Origin of the sequence: Pseudomonas veronii (assembly GCF_002028325.1) — a bacterium.
Classification (GTDB): Bacteria; Pseudomonadota; Gammaproteobacteria; order Pseudomonadales; family Pseudomonadaceae; genus Aquipseudomonas; species Aquipseudomonas veronii.
Genome location: NZ_CP018420.1, coordinates 4,832,797 through 4,851,504 on the forward strand (window position 1 = coordinate 4,832,797; position 18,708 = coordinate 4,851,504).

Here is an 18,708-nt window from a genome sequence, read left to right on the forward strand (position 1 = left end):
TCAACCACCGTTGGGATGAGTAAGCTGCTCGCATGAATCAGCCATCAGTTTCTTCGCCCAGCGCCCGCGGCCCAGCCGATCACGACATTCGAGACCAGATTGTTGCGGCGGCCAACGAACATTTCAGTCAATACGGTTATGGCAAAACAACGGTTTCTGACCTAGCCAAGGCCATCGGCTTTTCCAAGGCTTACATCTACAAATTCTTTGAATCCAAGCAGGCGATTGGTGAAGCAATCTGTACAAATTGCCTGACTGAAATCGTTACGGCAGTGGAGCAAGCCATCAATGTAGACGGCATCTCGCCGACCGAACGTTTTCGGCGCCTGGTCAAAACCTTAATCGCTACAGGTGTGAGCCTGTTCTTTAACGACCGTAAACTCTACGATATCGCAGCGTTCTCCGCGTCGGAGCGATGGCCCAGCTCACAAGTCTATGACGCTCGGATCAAGAGCTTCGTGTTGCAAATCGTGCGTGAGGGGCGAGAGCTCGGCGAGTTTGAACGCAAGACTCCGCTGGACGAGACGGTAGAGGCGATTCATCTCGCTCTGCGGCCCTTCATCAATCCTCTGCTATTGCAGTACAACCTCGATTTTGTTGAAGAAGCCCCTTCTCTCATCTCCAATCTGGTTCTGCGCAGCCTGATGCCTTAAACCTCTGCTGACGGATGCGCTGCGCATCCGTATCAGCGTGTGCGCCTGAAAAAACTAGCTATCGAGCCTCTTTGCTTTGCTCTGATCAAGTGGGCGACGTTCATTCATCTCGGCAGTGACTATTGACAGAAATGGTCACTTGAATAAGCATGGTGCATCCGCTACCGAGAGGTCTTTATGATCCGGCGCCACCGCATGTCACTCATTTTCATTGTCTTGTTGCCGTTTGCCCTAGCGGCCTGCAACGAGGCCACGCCCGCCGATCCTCGCCTTCAAGTGCCCTTGGTACGCATCGGCGTGGTTCAACCCTCCGCGCCTGCAGCACGGGTATTCACCGGTATCGTCGCGGCTCGAGTTCAGAGCGATCTCGGTTTTCGGGTGCCAGGGAAAGTCTTGGAGCGCTTGGTGGACTCTGGGCAGAGTGTCAAACGTGGGCAGCCACTCATGCGTATCGATGCCAACGACCTGACGCTGACCGCGAGGGCGCAGCAGGAAGCGGTGCTGGCCGCTATGGCCCGAGCCCGGCAGACCTCCGATGATGAGCTTCGCTACCGTGATTTGGTGTCCGTCGGTGCGGTATCTGCCTCAGCTTACGCGGGGATCAAAGCGGCTGCCGACTCGGCGAAAGCTCAGCTAAACGCTGCCCAGGCTCAGGCTGATGTGGCGAAAAACGCGACCGGTTATTCGACGTTGGTGGCGGATGCTGACGGGGTGGTAGTGGATACCTTGGCGGAGCCGGGACAGGTAGTTGGCGCAGGACAGAGGGTGGTACGCGTTGCCCATTCAGGGCAGCGCGAGGCCGTGATCCAGTTACCCGAGACGCTACGTCCTGCGCTGGGCTCGGCGGCGACGGTTGAGCTCTACGGGCAGAACCAGCGTGCAGGCAGCGCCCATTTACGTCAGCTGTCCGACTCTGCGGACCAACAGACCCGAACGTATGAAGCGCGTTATGTGCTGGAGGGGGCGCTCTCCAACGCCACCCTGGGTTCGACTATCTCAGTGTCTATCGCTGACACGGATGTTGCTGATGCCAAGGAATTACAGGTGCCCATAGGGGCCCTCTACGACGCGGGTAAAGGCCCGGGTGTCTGGGTGGTTGAGGGAGAACCGGAGCATGTGGTGTGGCGCCCGATCAAGGTTCGCAGCTTGAACAACGAGGCCAGTGTGCGCGTGACGGGTGATCTCCAGGTGGGTGATCGTGTCGTCGCATTGGGTGCACACCTATTGAATGAGGGAGAGAAGGTCAGGACTGAACTTGCCGGTGCCACGCAAAAAACGGTGGTTGAGGTGAGTCGATGAGCGGCTTCAATCTTTCGGCGCTGGCAGTACGCGAGCGCTCAATCACCCTGTTTTTGATCCTGCTGATTTCTGTGGGTGGGTTGTACGCCTTCTTCAAACTGGGGCGTGCGGAAGACCCCGCATTCACCATTAAACAAATGACGGTGGTCACAGCCTGGCCTGGGGCGACGGCCCAGGAGATGCAGGACCAGGTGGTAGAAAAGCTGGAAAAACGCATGCAGGAACTGCGTTGGTACGATAGGACCGAGACCTTTACCCGGCCCGGCTTGGCATTCACCACGGTTTATCTGCTCGATAGCACGCCACCCTCAGCCGTCCAGGAGGAGTTTTACCAGGCGCGCAAGAAAGTCCTGGATGAGCAGAAGGGGTTGCCGTCTGGGGTGATCGGCCCGATGGTCAATGATGAGTATTCCGATGTCACCTTCGCGCTCTATGCGCTCAAGGCCAAGGGCGAGCCGCAACGTCTGTTGGTGCGCGAAGCCGAGAGCTTGCGCCAGCGTTTGCTGCATGTAGCGGGTGTGAAGAAGGTCAACATCATCGGTGAACAGGCCGAGCGCGTTTTTGTCGAGCTGTCCTACGAGCGCCTGGCGACGCTGGGCATTTCTGCACGAGACATCTTCAGTGCGTTGAACACGCAAAACATGATAACGCCGGCCGGTTCGGTAGAAGCGAAGGGGCCCCAGGTTTTCATCCGCCTGGATGGCGCGTTTGATGACCTGCAGAAGATTCGCAATACCCCGCTGACAGTGCAGGGCAGAACCCTCAAGTTGTCCGACGTGGCTGAGGTCAAGCGCGGTTATGAGGACCCCGCGACATTCCTGGTACGCAACAACGGCGAGCCAGCACTGTTGCTCGGCGTGGTCATGCGCGATGGCTGGAACGGTCTGGATTTGGGGAAGTCGCTGGACGCTGAGGCAACAGCGATCAATGAGCAGATGCCTTTGGGCATGAGCCTGACCAAGGTCACGGATCAGGCGGTGAATATTGACGCATCCGTCAACGAGTTCATGGTGAAGTTTTTTGCTGCCTTGGGCGTGGTGCTGCTGGTGTGTTTTCTCAGCATGGGCTGGCGTGTCGGCGTTGTGGTTGCCGCAGCGGTGCCGCTGACCCTGGCGGCCGTGTTCATTGTCATGGCGGCCACGGGCAAAGACTTCGATCGAATTACCCTGGGCTCGTTGATTCTGGCGCTGGGACTGCTGGTGGACGATGCCATCATTGCCATTGAAATGATGGTGGTGAAGATGGAGGAAGGCTACGACCGAATCAAGGCCTCCGCTTATGCCTGGAGCCACACGGCCGCGCCGATGTTGTCGGGGACGTTGGTGACGGCGATCGGCTTTATGCCCAACGGTTTTGCCAAGTCGACCGCTGGTGAGTACACCGCGAACATGTTCTGGATCGTTGGCATTGCGCTGATCACTTCCTGGGTGGTGGCCGTGGTGTTTACCCCTTACCTGGGCGTCAAACTGCTGCCGCAGATCAAGGTGCCTGAAGGTGGGCATACAGCGATTTACGGTACACCGAACTACCAGCGTTTCAGGCGCCTGCTGGGCAGTGTGATCCGCCGCAATGGCCTGGTGGCGACATCCGTCGTGGGCTTGTTTGTTGTTGCGATTATGGGCATGGGCGTGGTCAAGAAGCAGTTCTTTCCAACATCCGACCGACCTGAGGTGCTGGTTGAGGTGCAGATGCCTTACGGCACCGCTATCGAACAGACTGATATGGCGGCGGCCAAGGTCGAGGCGTGGTTGACTCAGCAGCCGGAAGCCAAGATCGTCACCGCTTACATTGGCCAGGGCGCGCCACGCTTCTATTTGGCGATGGCCCCTGAGCTACCCGATCCATCCTTCGCAAAAATCGTCGTCCTGACGGCGAATCAGCAAGAGCGTGAGGCGCTCAAGATTCGGCTCAGGCAAGCCACGACCGATGGTTTGGCGCCCGAAGCCCGCGTGCGGGTGACGCAGTTGGTATTCGGTCCTTACTCACCGTATCCGGTGGCCTTTCGGGTGATGGGCGCCGACCCCGCAGTGTTGCGGGATATCGCCGCGCAGGTGCGTGAGGTCATGACCGCCAGCCCCATGATGAGGACCGTCAACACCGACTTGGGCGAGCGCGTGCCGGCACTTCATCTCACGCTGGATCAGGATCGCCTGCAAGCATTCGGCTTGACCTCGACCGATGTCGCGCAACAGCTGCAATTTCTGCTCACGGGGGTGCCTGTCACCGAGGTGCGTGAGGACATTCGTTCGGTTCAGGTGGTCGCTCGCTCCGCTGGTGAGACGCGTCTTGATCCATCGAAAATTGCCGCCTTCACGCTGACCGGCGCCCAAGGCCAGCGCGTGTCGCTGTCCCAGGTAGGGGCGGTGGATGTGCACATGGAGGAGCCCATCCTGCGGCGGCGTGATCGGACGCCGACCATCACCGTGCGCGGTGACGTGGCTGAAGGTCTTCAGCCTCCCGATGTCTCCAACGCCTTGATAACGCAGCTGCAGCCCATCATCGAAAAACTGCCGGTGGGCTACCGCATTGAGTTTGCCGGCTCGATCGAAGAGTCGGGTAAAGCGAACAAGGCATTGCTGCCGTTGTTCCCGATCATGATTGCGCTGATGTTGCTGACCATCATCATTCAGGTGCGCTCGATGTCGGCAATGATGATGGTGTTCGCCACCGCGCCTTTGGGCCTGATTGGTGTGGTGCCAATTCTGCTGTTGTTCCAGCAGCCGTTCGGGATCAACGCCTTGGTGGGATTGATTGCCTTGTCAGGGATTCTGATGCGCAACACGCTGATCCTCATTGGCCAGATCCACTCTAATAAGCAAGCCGGTCTGTCGCCTTATGACGCAGTGGTCGAAGCCACTGTGCAGCGTGCACGGCCAGTGATTCTCACGGCGTTGGCGGCGATGCTGGCGTTCATTCCGCTGACCCATTCGGTGTTCTGGGGAACGCTGGCGTACACCCTGATTGGCGGTACGTTTGCCGGCACAGTACTGACCTTGGTGTTCCTGCCAGCGATGTACACCCTCTGGTTCAAGATCAAGCCCGAGCCCGCGCATGAGCTTGCAGCGAACACTCATGTTGCTTGATACCTGCGAGCCTGGGCTGCGGCACCATCATCTGCATCGCTGTGACCGTGCGAGCCGCCGGACGCTAATCGCACTTTGGGAGAACCACCACGGCGTGGCGTAGCCTTAAAGGTTCTGGCTACCGGGGTTGCTGTCAACGACAGCGCTTTGCCCGACCTTTTCTACGCCTGGGGAGAATTCGGCTCAAGGCTCGAATTGTTGGGCGTTCTGCGGCTGCGGATGAAATTATCCACCGATGGAAATCAGAAGCGCAGCTCGCTGGAGCGTACAAACACGTGCAGCGACAGCAAGACCGTCAGCCGGGTAAGCGCGCGGCCTTTATAGGTGTCGATCCGTTCCTGCAATTCAGGCAAGCGCGATAAGGGTTCTACCCTTGAAATGGCTGGCACCCACCGGGGTCCGACAGAACGCCAAAACGAAAAAACCCGCCAGAAGGCGGGTTTTTCGGGGTGTTCAGAGATTTTGAAAGCCTTCTCTGAAACCTTGTCTGGCTCCACGACCTGGACTCGAACCAGGGACCCAATGATTAACAGTCATTTGCTCTACCAACTGAGCTATCGCGGAATTCACCGTATGTTACTGATTAAAAAGGACAAGTCAAGCACTACCTGGCATTGCCGAACGCAATCGGATAACCCGTTCGGCTTTTACCCTGCGTGGGCCATTTCCTTGGCCAGGTCCAGCCAGGCGCGCGCTGCGGGTGGCAGGTGGGCGCTGGCGCGCCAGGCCAGGGCGATGTGCCAGTCGGTGTGGGGTTCGTCCAAGGGGATCAGGGCGATGCCGGCGTGCTGGTGCTTGTGCGCGAGCATGCGTGGCAGGAAGGCGACGCCCAAACCTGCCGCCACCAGGTCGACGATGAAGTCGATCTGCCCACTACGGGCGGTGACGCGGGGCGTCACGCCCTTGCGTTCGCAGGCGGCGAGGATTAATGCGTTCAGGGCAAAACCGGCTTCGAACAGAATGAACGGTGAATCCGCGAGGTCGGTGAAGTCGATGCGCTTGCGCCGCGCGAGCGCATGGCTCATGGGCAGCACGGCCATCAGCGGCTCATTGCGCACGGGCTGGTAGTCAAAGCCATCGTCTACCGGCAGCAACAGGGCCGCCAGGTCGACCTCCCCGGCTTCCAGGCATTCATGCAGTTTTTTGCTGCCGTGCTCGGTAAGTTCGATATCGATGTCCGGGTAGCGGTTGCGGTAGGTGGCGAACATAGACGCGAACAACACGCCGCATCCCACCGGCGGCAGGCCGATGCGCAGCACGCCGCGCTTGAGGTCGCGCAGGTCGTTGATCTCGGCGACCAGATCGCTGCGTTCGGCGAGCAGCACCAGGGCGCGACGGTAGGCAATTTCGCCTGCGGCGGTAAGTTCGTTCTTGTGTCCAAGACGATTAAGCAGCGGCGCACCCAGTTCTTCTTCCAGGGTCTTGACGGCCTTGCTCACCGTCGACTGGGTCAGCGACACCACCTGCGCCGCCTGGGAAAACCCGCCCTGGCGCACCACCTCAACGAAGACACGCAGTGTTCTCAGGTTCATCGGTATTCCTTTTGCGACTGGGCACTAGCGATAAAAGTTGTTTTTATCATGCCAGAAGTTTGCTTACCGTAACCCCCCTTTGCCCTGTGGAGTCACTGCTCATGATCATTTCGTCGGCATCCGATTACCGTGCCGCCGCCAAGCGCAAGCTGCCGCGCTTCCTGTTCGACTACATCGACGGTGGCGCCTACGCCGAACACACGATGCGTGCCAACAGTTCGGACCTGGCCGAGATCAGCCTGCGCCAACGCATTCTGCGCAACGTGGATAGCCTGAGCTTGAAGACCACGCTGTTCGGTCAGGAACATGCCATGCCGATCATCCTCAGCCCCGTTGGCTTGACCGGTATGTACGCACGGCGCGGCGAGGTGCAGGCGGCCAAGGCGGCGGCCAACAAAGGGATTCCCTTCTGTCTGTCGACGGTGTCGGTGTGTTCGATCGAGGAAGTGGCGTCGCAAAGCGCGCAGTCGATCTGGTTCCAGCTCTATGTGCTCAAGGACCGCGGCTTTATGCGTAACGCGCTGGAACGGGCGCAGGCCGCCGGGGTGACGACGCTGGTGTTCACCGTCGATATGCCGACGCCGGGCGCGCGTTACCGTGATGCACACTCGGGCATGTCCGGGCCGTATGCCTCGGCGCGCCGGATGCTGCAGGCCGTCACCAAGCCACAATGGGCCTGGGATGTCGGCGTGCTGGGCCGCCCGCACGACCTGGGCAATATCTCCAAGTACCTGGGCAAGCCCACCACCCTCGAAGATTACGTCGGTTGGCTGGCCAACAACTTCGACCCGTCGATCAGTTGGAAAGACTTGGAGTGGATACGCGAGTTCTGGAAAGGCCCGATGATCATCAAGGGCATCCTCGACCCGCAGGACGCCAAGGACGCAGTGAGCTTCGGCGCCGATGGCATCGTGGTCTCCAACCATGGCGGCCGCCAGTTGGACGGCGTGCTCTCCACCGCCAAGGCACTGCCGCCCATTGCCCAGGCAGTCGGCGATGACCTGACGGTGCTGGTGGACTCCGGCATCCGCTCCGGGCTCGACGTGGTACGCATGCTCGCCCTGGGCGCCAAGGCATGCCTGTTGGGACGTTCGACCGCCTATGCGTTGGCCGCCGATGGCCAGCACGGGGTGGAAAACCTGTTGGATATCTTCGCCAAGGAAATGCGTGTGGCCATGACGCTGACCGGCGTGACGTCGATCGAGCAGATCGACGCCACCACGCTGGTTCAGTACGGCGGGTAAAACCGCCGTCACCTGCCAAATAACTGACATCCTTTCGCCATGGCTGTTTTTGACCCCTTAAACAGCCTTTGATTTATAAGGATTTTATTCAAAATAAAACAAAGTGGCATGAATCTCGCTCTAGCCCTTTCAAGCAGGTTAAGCGATGACAAGACGTGTGGCAGTGCCCAAGGGCTATAACCCCCGGCAAAGCGGTTTAAACTGTTTCCAATGTTTTACGGAACTGAAGGAACAGTAAGACGCTTGGCACTCGCCACTCTCATCGAGCCTGTAAGACAGCTAAGTGCTTAGAGGCCGACTGCTTATGAAAAACCCGCCCCAGCTCCACGCAATTGACTTCGACAGTGCCAAATTGCAACGCCTGGGCTTTAGTCAGTCATCCCCTCTCTCGCACCGCCCCACCACGGTTGCTCAACTGCGCCAACAACTGGGCCTGCAACTGCAGACCAGCCTGGAACCGCAATGCATCCTCGGTCTGTTCTTTCGCGAGATCCAGCGCCTGGTGCCCCTGGACGCTCTGCACTACAGCCATCAGGCCAGTGACCTGCGCCTGGAATTCGGCCATCGCGGCCATCATTCGGTGAGCTACGCCTTGAGCCATGAAGGCGAACATCTGGGCGAGCTGGTATTCCGTCGCAACCAACGTTTGATGGAAGAAGAACTGAGTCAACTCGAATCGCTGCTGGCCACCCTGCTCTACCCGATGCGTAACGCCCTGCTCTATCGCGCCGCGACCCGCAGCGCCCTGCGTGACCCGTTGACCGAAACCGGCAACCGCATCGCCATGGACCAGACCCTGCAGCGGGAAATCGACATGGCGCGGCGACACTCGACCCCGTTGTCCCTGCTGATGCTCGACATCGATCACTTCAAACGCATCAACGACACTCACGGCCACGCGGCCGGCGACAAGGTACTGCGCGCCGTGGCTGCGTCGATCAAGGGCCAGTTGCGCAATGTGGACATGGTGTTCCGCTTTGGCGGGGAAGAGTTCCTGATCCTGCTCTCCAACACCGGCCGGGATGCGGCGGCGGTCGTCGGCGAGCGCCTGCGCCAGGCGACACAGGCCCAGGAATATTGGGCGGATGACATACGCATCGATCTGACGGTGAGCCTGGGCTGCTCGACGTTGTTGCCTGCCGAGTCTGCCGAAAGCCTGTTGCGTCGGGCCGACAGCGCCTTGTATGTGGCCAAGCGCGAAGGTCGCAACCGCTTGGCAATGGCGGGGTAACCCCCCGCCACGCGTTTCACATCACGCTTCGCTGGCGACGCGCACCAGGCGCTCGCGAACAGGCGCGGCCGCCGGTTTGTCTTTCTCCAGGCGCATGCAGTTTTCCAGGAACAGGTACATGTAGTTGTAGCTCTTGCACACGGCCTGGCGCAGCTCTGCCTGCAGTTGTCGGCTGGGGTTCGTACCGGCCAGGGTGCAGACAATTTCCAGCGCTTCCCAAGGGTGGGCATCGTCGTACTGGGCATGCATCTTCAGCCACTTCATCGCGCGCTTGCGGTCTTCCTCGGGGAAGGCTGCCGCATAAACGCCGGTGGAGCACACCAACGCGGACCACTCCCCCGTCGCGCCCTCGATGGCGTAGTTGGTGGCGGCGATCGCAACGATCAACGAATCGGCCGAACTGGTGTGCCAGCACCAATGGCTCAGTGCATGCAATTCCGGGGGTACGTTCTGTGCTTGCAGGTCTTCGAGGCTGACGCCGTGGGCGCGGGCCCAATGCAGCCAGTAATCGGCGTGGTTCAATTCCACCCGAATATTGCGCATCAGCCAACGCCGCGCCATATCCTCGCCAGGATGACGGGCAAACTTGGTCTTGGTGAGGTTCTGTGCCATATACAAGGCAAACTGTTCGACCACCGGCCAGCCACCGATCAGGTATTGGCGCATGGTCTTGGCGCTCAGCGTGTTATCACGCATGCGCTGATACAGTTCGTGTTCGACAACTCGGCGCTTGCTCTCGCTACAGTCCTGGATCAATTGCTGAGCCCAGGTGGGGTAACTCGAGGCTTCCATAAGCGGGCCGGTTCGGTTGAAGGTGTCGATCACTGTAAGGCTCCTTTTTAAGTGTGATTGTACAGACCAGCAAATGTTTCAGCGGAATGTGCCGGGCGCCTTGAATAACAGAGGCTGCGGCCGCACAGGTCGACACTGCAAACTATCAAAGGTAAACAATTGCGGGCGTTCAATCACATAGCCCTGAGCGTAATCCACACCAATCTCAAGCAATGCCTGTTCGATGTGCGGCGTTTCAACAAACTCAGCAATTGTGCGCTTACCCATGACGTGGCCGATGTGGTTGATCACTTCGACCATGGCGCGGTTAATCGGGTCGTCCAGCATATCCTTTACGAAACTTCCATCGATCTTCAGGAAGTCTACAGGTAAATGTTTCAGATAAGCGAATGAGGACATTCCGGCGCAGAAGTCATCCAGTGAGAAATGGCAACCTAAGGCTTTGAGTTCATTAATAAAGCGAATCGCACTGCCCAAATTGGCAATAGCGCAGGTCTCAGTTATTTCAAAACAAATCATTTCTGGCGGAACACTGTAAGCCGCGAACTTCTCGCGTAAAAAACCGAGAAAAGCGTCATCACCAATCGTTATGCCTGACAGATTAATCGCACACATTGCCATGGGCCGGCCCGGACGCTCATGCATGCAACGGGCAATCAGGTTGAACACGTTGTCCACCACCCAGCGATCCAGGGAACTCATCAACCCGTAACGTTCGGCGGCCGGAATGAAACTGTCGGGCAGAATGATGCGGCCGGCCTCGTCATGCAGGCGCAGGAGGATTTCAATGTGCCCATTGTCGGCGTCGGTGGGCCCCAGGGGCGCGATTTCCTGGGAGTACAGGCAAAAGCGGTTTTCTTCCAGGGCCATGTGCAGGCGCTGCACCCAGGCCATCTCGCCAAAGCGCAAGGACAGCTCGGAGTCGTCCGCGTGGTAGACCTGCACGCGGTTGCGGCCCTTTTCCTTGGCCATATAGCAGGCCATGTCGGCGGCGCGCAGCGACGTTTCCAGGGTGGTCGGCACCTGGGAGATATGCACCAGGCCAATGCTGACGGTGGTCATGAACGGCCGGCCCTTCCACACGAAATGCAGGTTCTGCACCGTGTGGCGCAGGCTTTCGGCGATTTTTTCCGCCACCGACGCCGGGCAGTTCTCCAACAGGATGCCGAACTCGTCGCCCCCCAGTCGCGCCAGGGTGTCACCTTCACGCAGATCCGATTGCAGCAGTGCGCAGATATGCCGCAACAGCTCGTCGCCTGCCGCATGGCCGCAGGTGTCGTTGACCAGCTTGAACTGGTCCAGGTCGAGGAACATCAAGGCATGCCGCCCGCTGTGCTCACGCGCGACCTGTTGCAGCACCTGTTCCAGGCGGAACTCGAACTCGCGACGGTTGGCCAGGCCGGTCAACGCGTCATGGGTCGCTTGCCACGACAGGTTGGCGATGTACTGACGTTCCTGGGTCATGTCGTGCAGCACCAGCACCGCGCCGCTGACTTTGCCGGCGCTGCGGATCGGCGCGCCCACCAGGGTCACCGAAACGGTGCTGCCGTCCAGGCGCTGGATGGTTTTGGAGTGTTCGCTGCCGCCGCTCAAGCGGCCCTTGGTGATGTGCTCGATCAGCGCAAAACCATCGGGCTGAGCATTTTCATCCAACAGGTTGAACAGTGCCGCCAGGGGCAGGCCCTGGGCATGGGCCGACGTCCAGCGCGTCAGGGCCTCGGCGGCCGGGTTCATGTAGGCAATGGCGCCATCGACATCGGTGGTGATCACCCCATCGCCGATCGACTCCAGGGTGATCTGTGCCCGCTCCTTCTCCACTTGCAGGGCATCGGCGAACGCGTGCCGCTGCGCCAACAACTTGTGGGTACGCAGCAGCGCCAGGGCGATCAGGCACAAGGCCGTGGCCAGGTTGGTGATCAGCAACAGCCGCAGGACGACGCGCGAGCCTTCACCCAAGGCATCGCTGAACGCCTTGGCCGCCGGCGTCACGCCGTCGTTGATGGCAAAGATATGCGCCTTCCATTGCCGCACATCGTCGTCATGGACCTGACCCGCGGTGATCGCCCGGTGCATCGACCGGGCCAAATCATCCAGCTGGACCAGGTAGCCATCGCCCACGGTCCACAGTTCGATGGCTTTTTCCAGGTAGCTGAAATGGCGAAAGTTGAGGTACAGCCAGATCACGCTGGAGACGTCGTCCGGGTGGTTGCCACCCTTGATGATCCCCTCGCGCGCCGCCTTGAGGTCGGGGGCGGGACGGTCCAGGGCGACACGCAGTTCATGCCCGCCCTGGGGCACGGCAATGGCTTGCTGGTATTTGAGGTAGGTGGCTTCGTCGCGATTATCGGCGTACAGCGTCAGATAGTAGATGGCGTCTTTCTGGCCCTTGGACCACAGGCTTTCGCCGCCCACATAGACGCGCACCGCTGAAAGCACATACAGACTGACACAGCCTAATAATGCCTGGAACAATACGACGGCAATAAAGGGCCAGACAATGCCCAACAACCTTGGCGTTCCGAGAGTCCGCTTCTGCTTCATGAAGTCCCTTGCACATGCACAGCTGAATACGCACGCGAACATCCGCTCCTAATAGCACAGCGTAGGCTAAATCAACGCACTTGTTGCAAGTGCCCGTAAAGTTTGGCGTACAAGCCACCCTCCGCGATCAGTTGCTGATGGTCGCCGTCCTCGGCGATATGCCCACCGTCGAACACCAGCACCCGATCAGCTTGTTTCACCGCCGAAAGCCGATGGGCAATGATCAGTGTAGTCCGCCCACTGAGAAACCGCGCCAACGCCTGGTGCAGGTTGTACTCGGTGGCGGCGTCCAGGGCCGAGGTTGCCTCATCCAGGATCACCACCTTCGGCTCGGCCAAGACCATGCGCGCAATCGCCAGGCGTTGGCGCTGGCCGCCGGAAAAGCGCACGCCAGAGCGCCCCACCACACTGTCCAGGCCCAGGGGCAACGCCTTGACGGTCGCCTCCAACTGGGCGATTTCCAGGGCCTGCCAACACGCCTGGTCACTGCGGTTGCGGCCCATGGTCAGGTTGGCACGCACGGTATCGTTGAACAGCGCGGGGTGTTGCAGCACCACCGCGACGTGCTCGCGGATGGTCTCCAGGCCGATTTCCTGCTGGGTTGCACCACCGAAACGAATACTGCCGGCCTGCGGTGTGTACAGCCCCAGCAGCAGTTGCACCAGGGTACTTTTACCGCCGCCGCTGGCGCCAACAATCGCGACCTTCTCACCGGGTTCGATGCTGAGGTTCAACTGGTCGAGCACCCGCTCTTCGCCATAGCCGAACGTCAGGCCACGCACGTCGATGCCGACCGTTTCGCGCCCAGTGAACGGGTCTGCGCCGCCGACATATTGCGGCTCATCGGCACGGGCGAGCAGCTCGTTGATCCGCGTCAGCGCCCCGCCCGCCGCGTAGTAGGCATATTGTAGGTTCAACAACTGCTCCACCGGGCCGATCATGAACCACAGGTAGCTGAACACGGCGAGCATCTGGCCGATGGACAGGTCGGAAAACAGCACGGTGAGCATGGCCGCCGCGCGAAAAATATCGATGCCGAACTGGAACAGCAAACCGCTGGCGCGGCTGGAGGCGTCGGTTTTCCATTGGGAGTGGATCGCATAGTCACGCACTTCCTGGGCGCGCTGGCCGAGGCGCCCGAGGAAAAAGCCCTGGCGATTGCCGGCACGCACTTCCTGGATGGCGTCGAGGGTTTCGGTCAACGCCTGGGTGAAGCGCGAGGTGCTGTCGTTTTCCAGTTTTTTCAGGTGTTTGACGCGCTTGCCCAACTGCACCGTGGCATAGATCACCAGCGGGTTGAACAGCAGGATCAGCAGCGCCAGTTGCCAGTGCATCCACACCAGAATCGCCGAGGTGCCGACCAGGGTCAGCATGGCCACCAGGAAACGGCTGAGGGTTTCGCCGACGAATTTGTCCAGCGTGTCCAGGTCGGTGACCAGGTGCGTGGTGACGGTGCCGCTGCCGAGGCTTTCGTACTCGCCGAGGGAAATACGCTTGAGCCGCTCGATCAGGCGCACGCGGATGCGGTAGACGATGTCCTTGGCCAGCCGCGCAAACAAGCGCGCCTGCACCACGTTGAACACCAGCGCACCACAGCGCAGGGCCAGCGTCACCAGCAGCATCAGGCCGATATAACCGGCGGCTTTCTGCCAGCCCAGGGGCAGCGCGTGGTTCATTACCTTGAGCGCGGCATCGCCATGGCCCAGCAGTACTTCGTCGACCAGCAAGGGCAACAACAGGGGGATGGGCACGCTGCACAGGGTCGCCAGTACGGCGACACCATTGGCGATCCACAGGGATTTCTTGTGACGCAAAGCCAGGCGGCGGATTTCCGCCCAGGTCAGTCGATCGACGCGGTGGGAGGGCTCTGTGTCAGGCTGATCAGGCACAGGCGGCTCGCTCCAGCCAGCGGCCGAGCAGCGGCGACAGCTCGGACAGCGGCTGGTAGCCATTGGTCAGCAAGGCCAACTGGCCATTGCGCTCGGCCAGCAACGTCGGAAAACCGGCGATCCCCAAATCCTGCACCCAGGTGAAATCGGCGGCGGTGGCGGCGTGCTGCTCAGCGCGGTCAAACGCCCCGGCGAACTCGATACGCGGTATGCCGGCTTTTTCCGCCAGCTCCACCAGAATACTGGCGAGGGTCACGTCGCGCCCCTCGACATAAAACGCATGCTGGATCAGCCCCAGCAGCTTCCACGCGCAATCCGGCGCCAGGCTGCGCGCGGTGACGATGGCGCGGCACGCCGGCTCAGTGTCGTAGACAAAACCGTCGGGCAGCGCGCCTTCATGCTTGAACGTCTGCCCGGTGGCGTCGGTGACCGCCTGCCAGTGTTCCAGGATATAGCGCCGGGTCGACGGGTCCAGCGCCGCGCCGCTGCCGGTGCGCAAGCCGCCCACCACCAGGTGCAACTCCACGCCGGCCGCCTGGGCCTGCTCGACCAACGCCTCGGCCACCGGAGCAAAGCCCCAGCACCAGGAACACATCGGGTCCATTATGTAGAGCAGGCGCGCGGACATGGTTCAGGCCTCGGAAGGGGTTTGCTTGTAGTTGTAGCCAATCGGGTGCGGCATATTGCGAGCCTTGGCCAATTCAATCTGCTTTTGCCGGTCGATCGCGCTGCGACGGGTTTTCTCCGGCAGCTTATCCCAGCAATGCGGGCAACTGATGCCCGCCACGTAGTGCTCGGATGCGCGGTCTTCCACACTAACCGGTGTGCGACAGGCATGACATTGATCGTAGTCGCCTTCGCTCAAGTCGTGGCGCACAGTGACGCGGTTGTCGAACACAAAGCAGTCGCCCTGCCATTTGGTCTCGGCCTGCGGCACCTCTTCGAGGTACTTCAGGATGCCGCCCTTGAGGTGGTAAACCTCATCGAAGCCTTCGCTGAGCATATAGCTGGAGGCCTTCTCGCAACGAATGCCGCCGGTGCAGAACATGGCGACTTTCTTGTGCTTGGCCGGGTCGAAGTTGGCTTTGATGTAGTCGGGAAATTCGCGAAAACTGGTGGTTTTCGGGTCGATCGCGCCTTCAAAGGTGCCGATGGACACCTCATAGTCGTTACGCGTATCGATCAACAGCACTTGCGGGTCGCTGATCAGCGCGTTCCAGTCCTGCGGCTCGACATAGGTACCGACTTTTTTGTTCGGGTCGACGCCTTCGACGCCCAGGGTCACGATCTCTTTCTTGAGCTTGACCTTGGTGCGATAGAACGGCTGCTCGTCGCAGTACGACTCTTTGTGGTCGATATCGACCATGCGCGGGTCGTTCTTCAGCCAGGCCATCAAGCCATCAATGCCTTCGCGGCTGCCGGAAACGGTGCCGTTGATGCCTTCTTCGGCGATCAGCAAGGTGCCTTTGATGCCGTTGTCGACCATCGCCTGCAGCAAGGGCTCGCGCAGGGCGACGTAATCTTCGAGGGTGACGAACTTATACAGTGCCGCCACGACAATCGGTTGAGTCATGGGTGTTCTCTCCAGGTGGCTACCCTCGTAAGGGGTGAACCGGATGCAAAAAAAACGCGCCGGCTAAGCGGCGCGTTGCGGATTCTATCAGGGATGAACCGTTAACTGTAGGAGCGAGCTTGCTCGCGAAGGTCGTGAACGATGACACGGATAACCTGACGCCCAGCGGCGCTCTGAGTTTTTTCGCGAGCAAGCTCGCTCCTACAGTAGATTCAACATCAACCCGTCAATGGCCGCCCGCGCAGGTCGGCGAGGCCGGGGCTGCGTCGGTTTTCGCCCATTCCTCAGGCGTATAGGTATGCAGCGCCAGCGCATGAAACTCGCTCATCAGGTCACCCAGGGTGGCGTAGACCTTCTGGTGGCGCTTGACGCGGTTAAGCCCTTCGAACTGCTGGCTGACCAGCACGGCCTTGAAGTGGGTCTGCAACCCACGGCTGTGCATGTGGCTTTCGTCCAGCACGCTCAGGTGGTCCGGGCCCAGGGCGGCAAGCGCCGTTTCGATACGCTGTTGCATGGTCATTCCTGCTTACTTCTTCTTGGCCGGTGCGGCGGCTTTAGGTGTCAGCTCGTTGGTCATGTCTTCCAACAGCTTGTTCACCACCGGCACGGCGCTTTCCAGCTTGGCCTGGGTCATCTGGGCCGATTGCTGGGTCAGTTGCGGCATTTTTTCCAGGACTTTCTTGCCCAGCGGCGACTGGTAGAAGGCAACCAGATCCTTGAGTTCGGATTCGCTGAAGTTGCTGGTGTAGAGCTTGACCATGTCCGGTTTCAGTTTTGGCCAGCCGATGGCCTGGTCCAGGGCGGCGTTGGCCTTGGCCTGGTAGCTGTCCAGTACGGACTGCTTGGCGGCAGGCGCTTTGGTCTGTTCGAAACGCTGGGCGAACATTTGCTGCACTTGCATGTACACCGGGGTCCCCAGCTTGTCAGCGTGGGCCAGGGTAAGGAAGGCTTCGGCACTGGCGTTGTGGCTGGCGGTATCGGCAAAAACCTGGCCGCTGGCGCAAACCAGAGCAACCGCGGTACAGATGGCACGAAGACGAGTCATCAAGTTTCCTTTTCTAGCAGGCGAGGTAAGACCCCAAGGGCGCCCATTCTGCGCCTAAAAAACGCCATGGCTCAACCCCACCGCTTGTCAGGCATGGATTTGCGGTGGATGAATCCGATGAAACGGCTTTTATGGAACCCCCAGGGCCGATCACGGCCTAAACTGCGCAAACGAACCTGAAGGAGTGTGCCCGATGAGCCGTATCGAAACCGACAGCCTGGGAGAAGTCCAAGTCCCGGATGACGCTTACTGGGGCGCGCAGACCCAACGCTCGCTGGTGAACTTCGCCATCGGTGAGCAGCGCATGCCCCTGGCGGTCTTGCACGCCCTGGCCCTGATCAAGAAAGCCGCCGCCCGGGTCAACAGCCGCAACGGCGACCTGCCCGCCGACATCGCACGCCTGATCGAACAAGCCGCCGACGAAGTGCTCGACGGCCAGCATGACGACCAGTTCCCGCTGGTGGTGTGGCAGACCGGCAGCGGCACCCAGAGCAACATGAACGCCAACGAAGTGATCGCCGGGCGTGCCAACGAGCTGTCGGGCAAGACGCGCGGCGGCAAGAGCCCGGTGCATCCGAACGACCATGTGAACCGCTCCCAGAGTTCCAACGACTGCTTCCCCACCGCGATGAACATCGCGGCGGTGCAGGCGGTCAACCAGCGACTGCTGCCGGCGATCACGCACCTGTCCGGCGGGCTGGCGGAATTGTCGGCGCGGCATATGAAGCTGGTGAAGACCGGTCGCACCCACATGATGGATGCCACACCGATCACCTTTGGCCAGGAACTCTCGGCGTTCATCGCCCAGCTCGATTACGCCGAACGCGCGATCCGCAGCGCCCTACCCCAGGTGTGCGAGCTGGCCCAGGGCGGCACCGCCGTCGGCACCGGGCTCAATTCGCCCCACGGCTTTGGCGAGGCGATTGCCGCCGAGCTGGCAGCCTTGTCGGGTTTGCCGTTCGTGACCGCACCCAACAAATTCGCCGCCCTCTCCGGCCACGAACCGCTGGTAACTCTGCACGGCGCCCTGAAAACCCTGGCCGTGGCCCTGATGAAAATCGCCAACGACCTGCGCCTGCTCGGCTCCGGCCCGCGCGCCGGGCTGGCGGAAGTCAAACTGCCGGCCAACGAACCGGGCAGCTCGATCATGCCCGGCAAGGTCAACCCGACCCAGTGCGAAGCGCTGTCGATGCTCGCCTGCCAGGTCCTGGGCAACGACGTGACCATCGGCATTGCCGCCAGCCAGGGGCATTTGCAGTTGAACGTGTACAAACCGGTGATCATCCACAACCTGCTGGAATCGATCCGCTTGCTGGCCGACGGCTGCAACAACTTCCAGGAACACTGCATCACCGGCCTCGAGCCCGACGCCGAACAAATGGCCGCGCACCTGGAACGCGGGCTGATGCTGGTGACCGCGCTCAACCCACACATCGGCTACGACAAATCGGCGCAGATCGCCAAAAAGGCTTACGCCGAAGGCCTGACCCTGAGGGAAGCCGCGCTGGCCCTGGGCTACCTCACCGACGAACAGTTCGACCAATGGGTACGCCCGGAAAACATGCTGGAGGCCGGACAATAAGCGCATAGCGCGTGCTTTTGCTTTGCTCTTGCTCTTGATCTGCTTTTGATCTTGATCTTAGGCGCCCCGTAAAACCACGCTGGCCGAACGCAGGTTTGAATCCGTGGGTAACCCGGCAGGACGCCGGGTTAGCCGTCCTGGGCCATGGATGGCCCATGACGGCGGCCCACGGATTCAAACCTGCGTTCGGGCACACCGAGCCTAAGCGAGGTGCCGAGTGGTGGGGCAAGAGCCCTTTTGGTTA

Annotated in this window: 15 protein-coding genes, 1 tRNA gene and 1 pseudogene; 7 read left to right on the forward strand and 10 right to left on the reverse strand. The window is 60.3% G+C overall.

What is annotated here, in order from left to right; all coding sequences use genetic code 11:
* Window positions 1-32: 32 nt before the first annotated feature.
* The 3 genes from PverR02_RS22015 (at window position 33) to PverR02_RS22025 (ending at window position 5,035) form a co-directional block, all read left to right on the forward strand.
* Entirely contained in the window at window positions 33-653 is a 621-nt protein-coding gene (locus PverR02_RS22015) for a TetR/AcrR family transcriptional regulator (protein ID WP_046382597.1), read from the forward strand.
* Between the two features lie 177 nt (window positions 654-830).
* The gene (locus PverR02_RS22020; RefSeq protein ID WP_079444412.1) at window positions 831-1,952 is read left to right on the forward strand and encodes an efflux RND transporter periplasmic adaptor subunit; all 1,122 of its coding nucleotides are present in this window, start codon (window positions 831-833) and stop codon (window positions 1,950-1,952) included.
* Window positions 1,949-5,035: an efflux RND transporter permease subunit gene (locus PverR02_RS22025; RefSeq protein ID WP_079444413.1), complete on the forward strand. Its 3,087-nt coding sequence runs from the start codon at window positions 1,949-1,951 to the stop codon at window positions 5,033-5,035. Before PverR02_RS22020 ends, PverR02_RS22025 begins: the two co-directional genes overlap by 4 nt.
* 242 nt (window positions 5,036-5,277) lie before the next feature.
* On the opposite strand, the gene PverR02_RS32770 is transcribed toward PverR02_RS22025, so the two are convergent.
* The 3 genes from PverR02_RS32770 to PverR02_RS22035 form a co-directional block, all read right to left on the reverse strand.
* Entirely contained in the window at window positions 5,278-5,532 is a 255-nt protein-coding gene (locus tag PverR02_RS32770; protein WP_082643913.1) for a hypothetical protein, read from the reverse strand.
* A tRNA-Asn gene (locus PverR02_RS22030) sits at window positions 5,524-5,599 on the reverse strand. The genes PverR02_RS32770 and PverR02_RS22030 overlap by 9 nt, the downstream gene beginning before the upstream one ends.
* Before the next feature lie 83 nt (window positions 5,600-5,682).
* Window positions 5,683-6,567 (reverse strand): LysR family transcriptional regulator, encoded by an 885-nt coding sequence (locus tag PverR02_RS22035; protein WP_046382593.1) that lies wholly within the window; start codon window positions 6,565-6,567, stop codon window positions 5,683-5,685.
* A gap of 101 nt (window positions 6,568-6,668) precedes the next feature.
* Here PverR02_RS22035 and lldD point away from each other — a divergent pair, with 101 nt between their 5' ends.
* Together lldD and PverR02_RS22045 are read left to right on the forward strand one after the other, a co-directional pair.
* Window positions 6,669-7,811, forward strand: a complete 1,143-nt coding sequence (gene lldD / locus PverR02_RS22040; protein WP_046382592.1) for an FMN-dependent L-lactate dehydrogenase LldD — start codon at window positions 6,669-6,671, stop codon at window positions 7,809-7,811.
* Window positions 7,812-8,115: 304 nt separating this feature from the next.
* Entirely contained in the window at window positions 8,116-9,042 is a 927-nt protein-coding gene (locus tag PverR02_RS22045) for a GGDEF domain-containing protein (protein ID WP_046382591.1), read from the forward strand.
* Between the two features lie 21 nt (window positions 9,043-9,063).
* Here PverR02_RS22045 and PverR02_RS22050 read toward each other — a convergent pair whose 3' ends face one another.
* From PverR02_RS22050 to trhO, 5 genes are all read right to left on the reverse strand, one after another.
* A complete protein-coding gene (locus tag PverR02_RS22050; RefSeq protein WP_186352193.1) occupies window positions 9,064-9,834 on the reverse strand; it encodes a TenA family transcriptional regulator in 771 nt (256 codons plus the stop codon).
* Between the two features lie 78 nt (window positions 9,835-9,912).
* Complete coding sequence (locus PverR02_RS22055; RefSeq protein ID WP_079444414.1) at window positions 9,913-12,375, reverse strand: EAL domain-containing protein; 2,463 nt, start codon at window positions 12,373-12,375, stop codon at window positions 9,913-9,915.
* A gap of 71 nt (window positions 12,376-12,446) precedes the next feature.
* On the reverse strand, window positions 12,447-14,264 hold the full coding sequence (locus PverR02_RS22060; protein WP_046382588.1) for an ABC transporter ATP-binding protein: 1,818 nt from the start codon (window positions 14,262-14,264) through the stop codon (window positions 12,447-12,449).
* Complete coding sequence (locus PverR02_RS22065) at window positions 14,257-14,859, reverse strand: DsbA family protein (RefSeq protein ID WP_169881343.1); 603 nt, start codon at window positions 14,857-14,859, stop codon at window positions 14,257-14,259. Before PverR02_RS22065 ends, PverR02_RS22060 begins: the two co-directional genes overlap by 8 nt.
* Before the next feature lie 36 nt (window positions 14,860-14,895).
* Window positions 14,896-15,837: an oxygen-dependent tRNA uridine(34) hydroxylase TrhO gene (gene trhO / locus PverR02_RS22070; protein ID WP_017845867.1), complete on the reverse strand. Its 942-nt coding sequence runs from the start codon at window positions 15,835-15,837 to the stop codon at window positions 14,896-14,898.
* 86 nt (window positions 15,838-15,923) lie between these two features.
* Here trhO and PverR02_RS32775 point away from each other — a divergent pair.
* A pseudogene (locus tag PverR02_RS32775) lies at window positions 15,924-16,046 on the forward strand (outer membrane lipoprotein carrier protein LolA); the annotation flags it as partial.
* 17 nt (window positions 16,047-16,063) lie between these two features.
* On the opposite strand, the gene PverR02_RS22075 reads toward PverR02_RS32775, so the two are convergent.
* Window positions 16,064-16,357 carry a BolA family protein gene (locus tag PverR02_RS22075; protein ID WP_026139887.1) on the reverse strand — a complete coding sequence of 98 codons (294 nt, stop codon included), beginning with the start codon at window positions 16,355-16,357 and terminating at the stop codon, window positions 16,064-16,066.
* Between the two features lie 6 nt (window positions 16,358-16,363).
* The gene (locus tag PverR02_RS22080) at window positions 16,364-16,882 is read right to left on the reverse strand and encodes a DUF2059 domain-containing protein (RefSeq protein ID WP_010567461.1); all 519 of its coding nucleotides are present in this window, start codon (window positions 16,880-16,882) and stop codon (window positions 16,364-16,366) included.
* Window positions 16,883-17,075: 193 nt separating this feature from the next.
* Here PverR02_RS22080 and PverR02_RS22085 point away from each other — a divergent pair, with 193 nt between their 5' ends.
* Window positions 17,076-18,464 (forward strand): class II fumarate hydratase, encoded by a 1,389-nt coding sequence (locus tag PverR02_RS22085; RefSeq protein WP_017845865.1) that lies wholly within the window; start codon window positions 17,076-17,078, stop codon window positions 18,462-18,464.
* Window positions 18,465-18,708 lie beyond the last annotated feature (244 nt).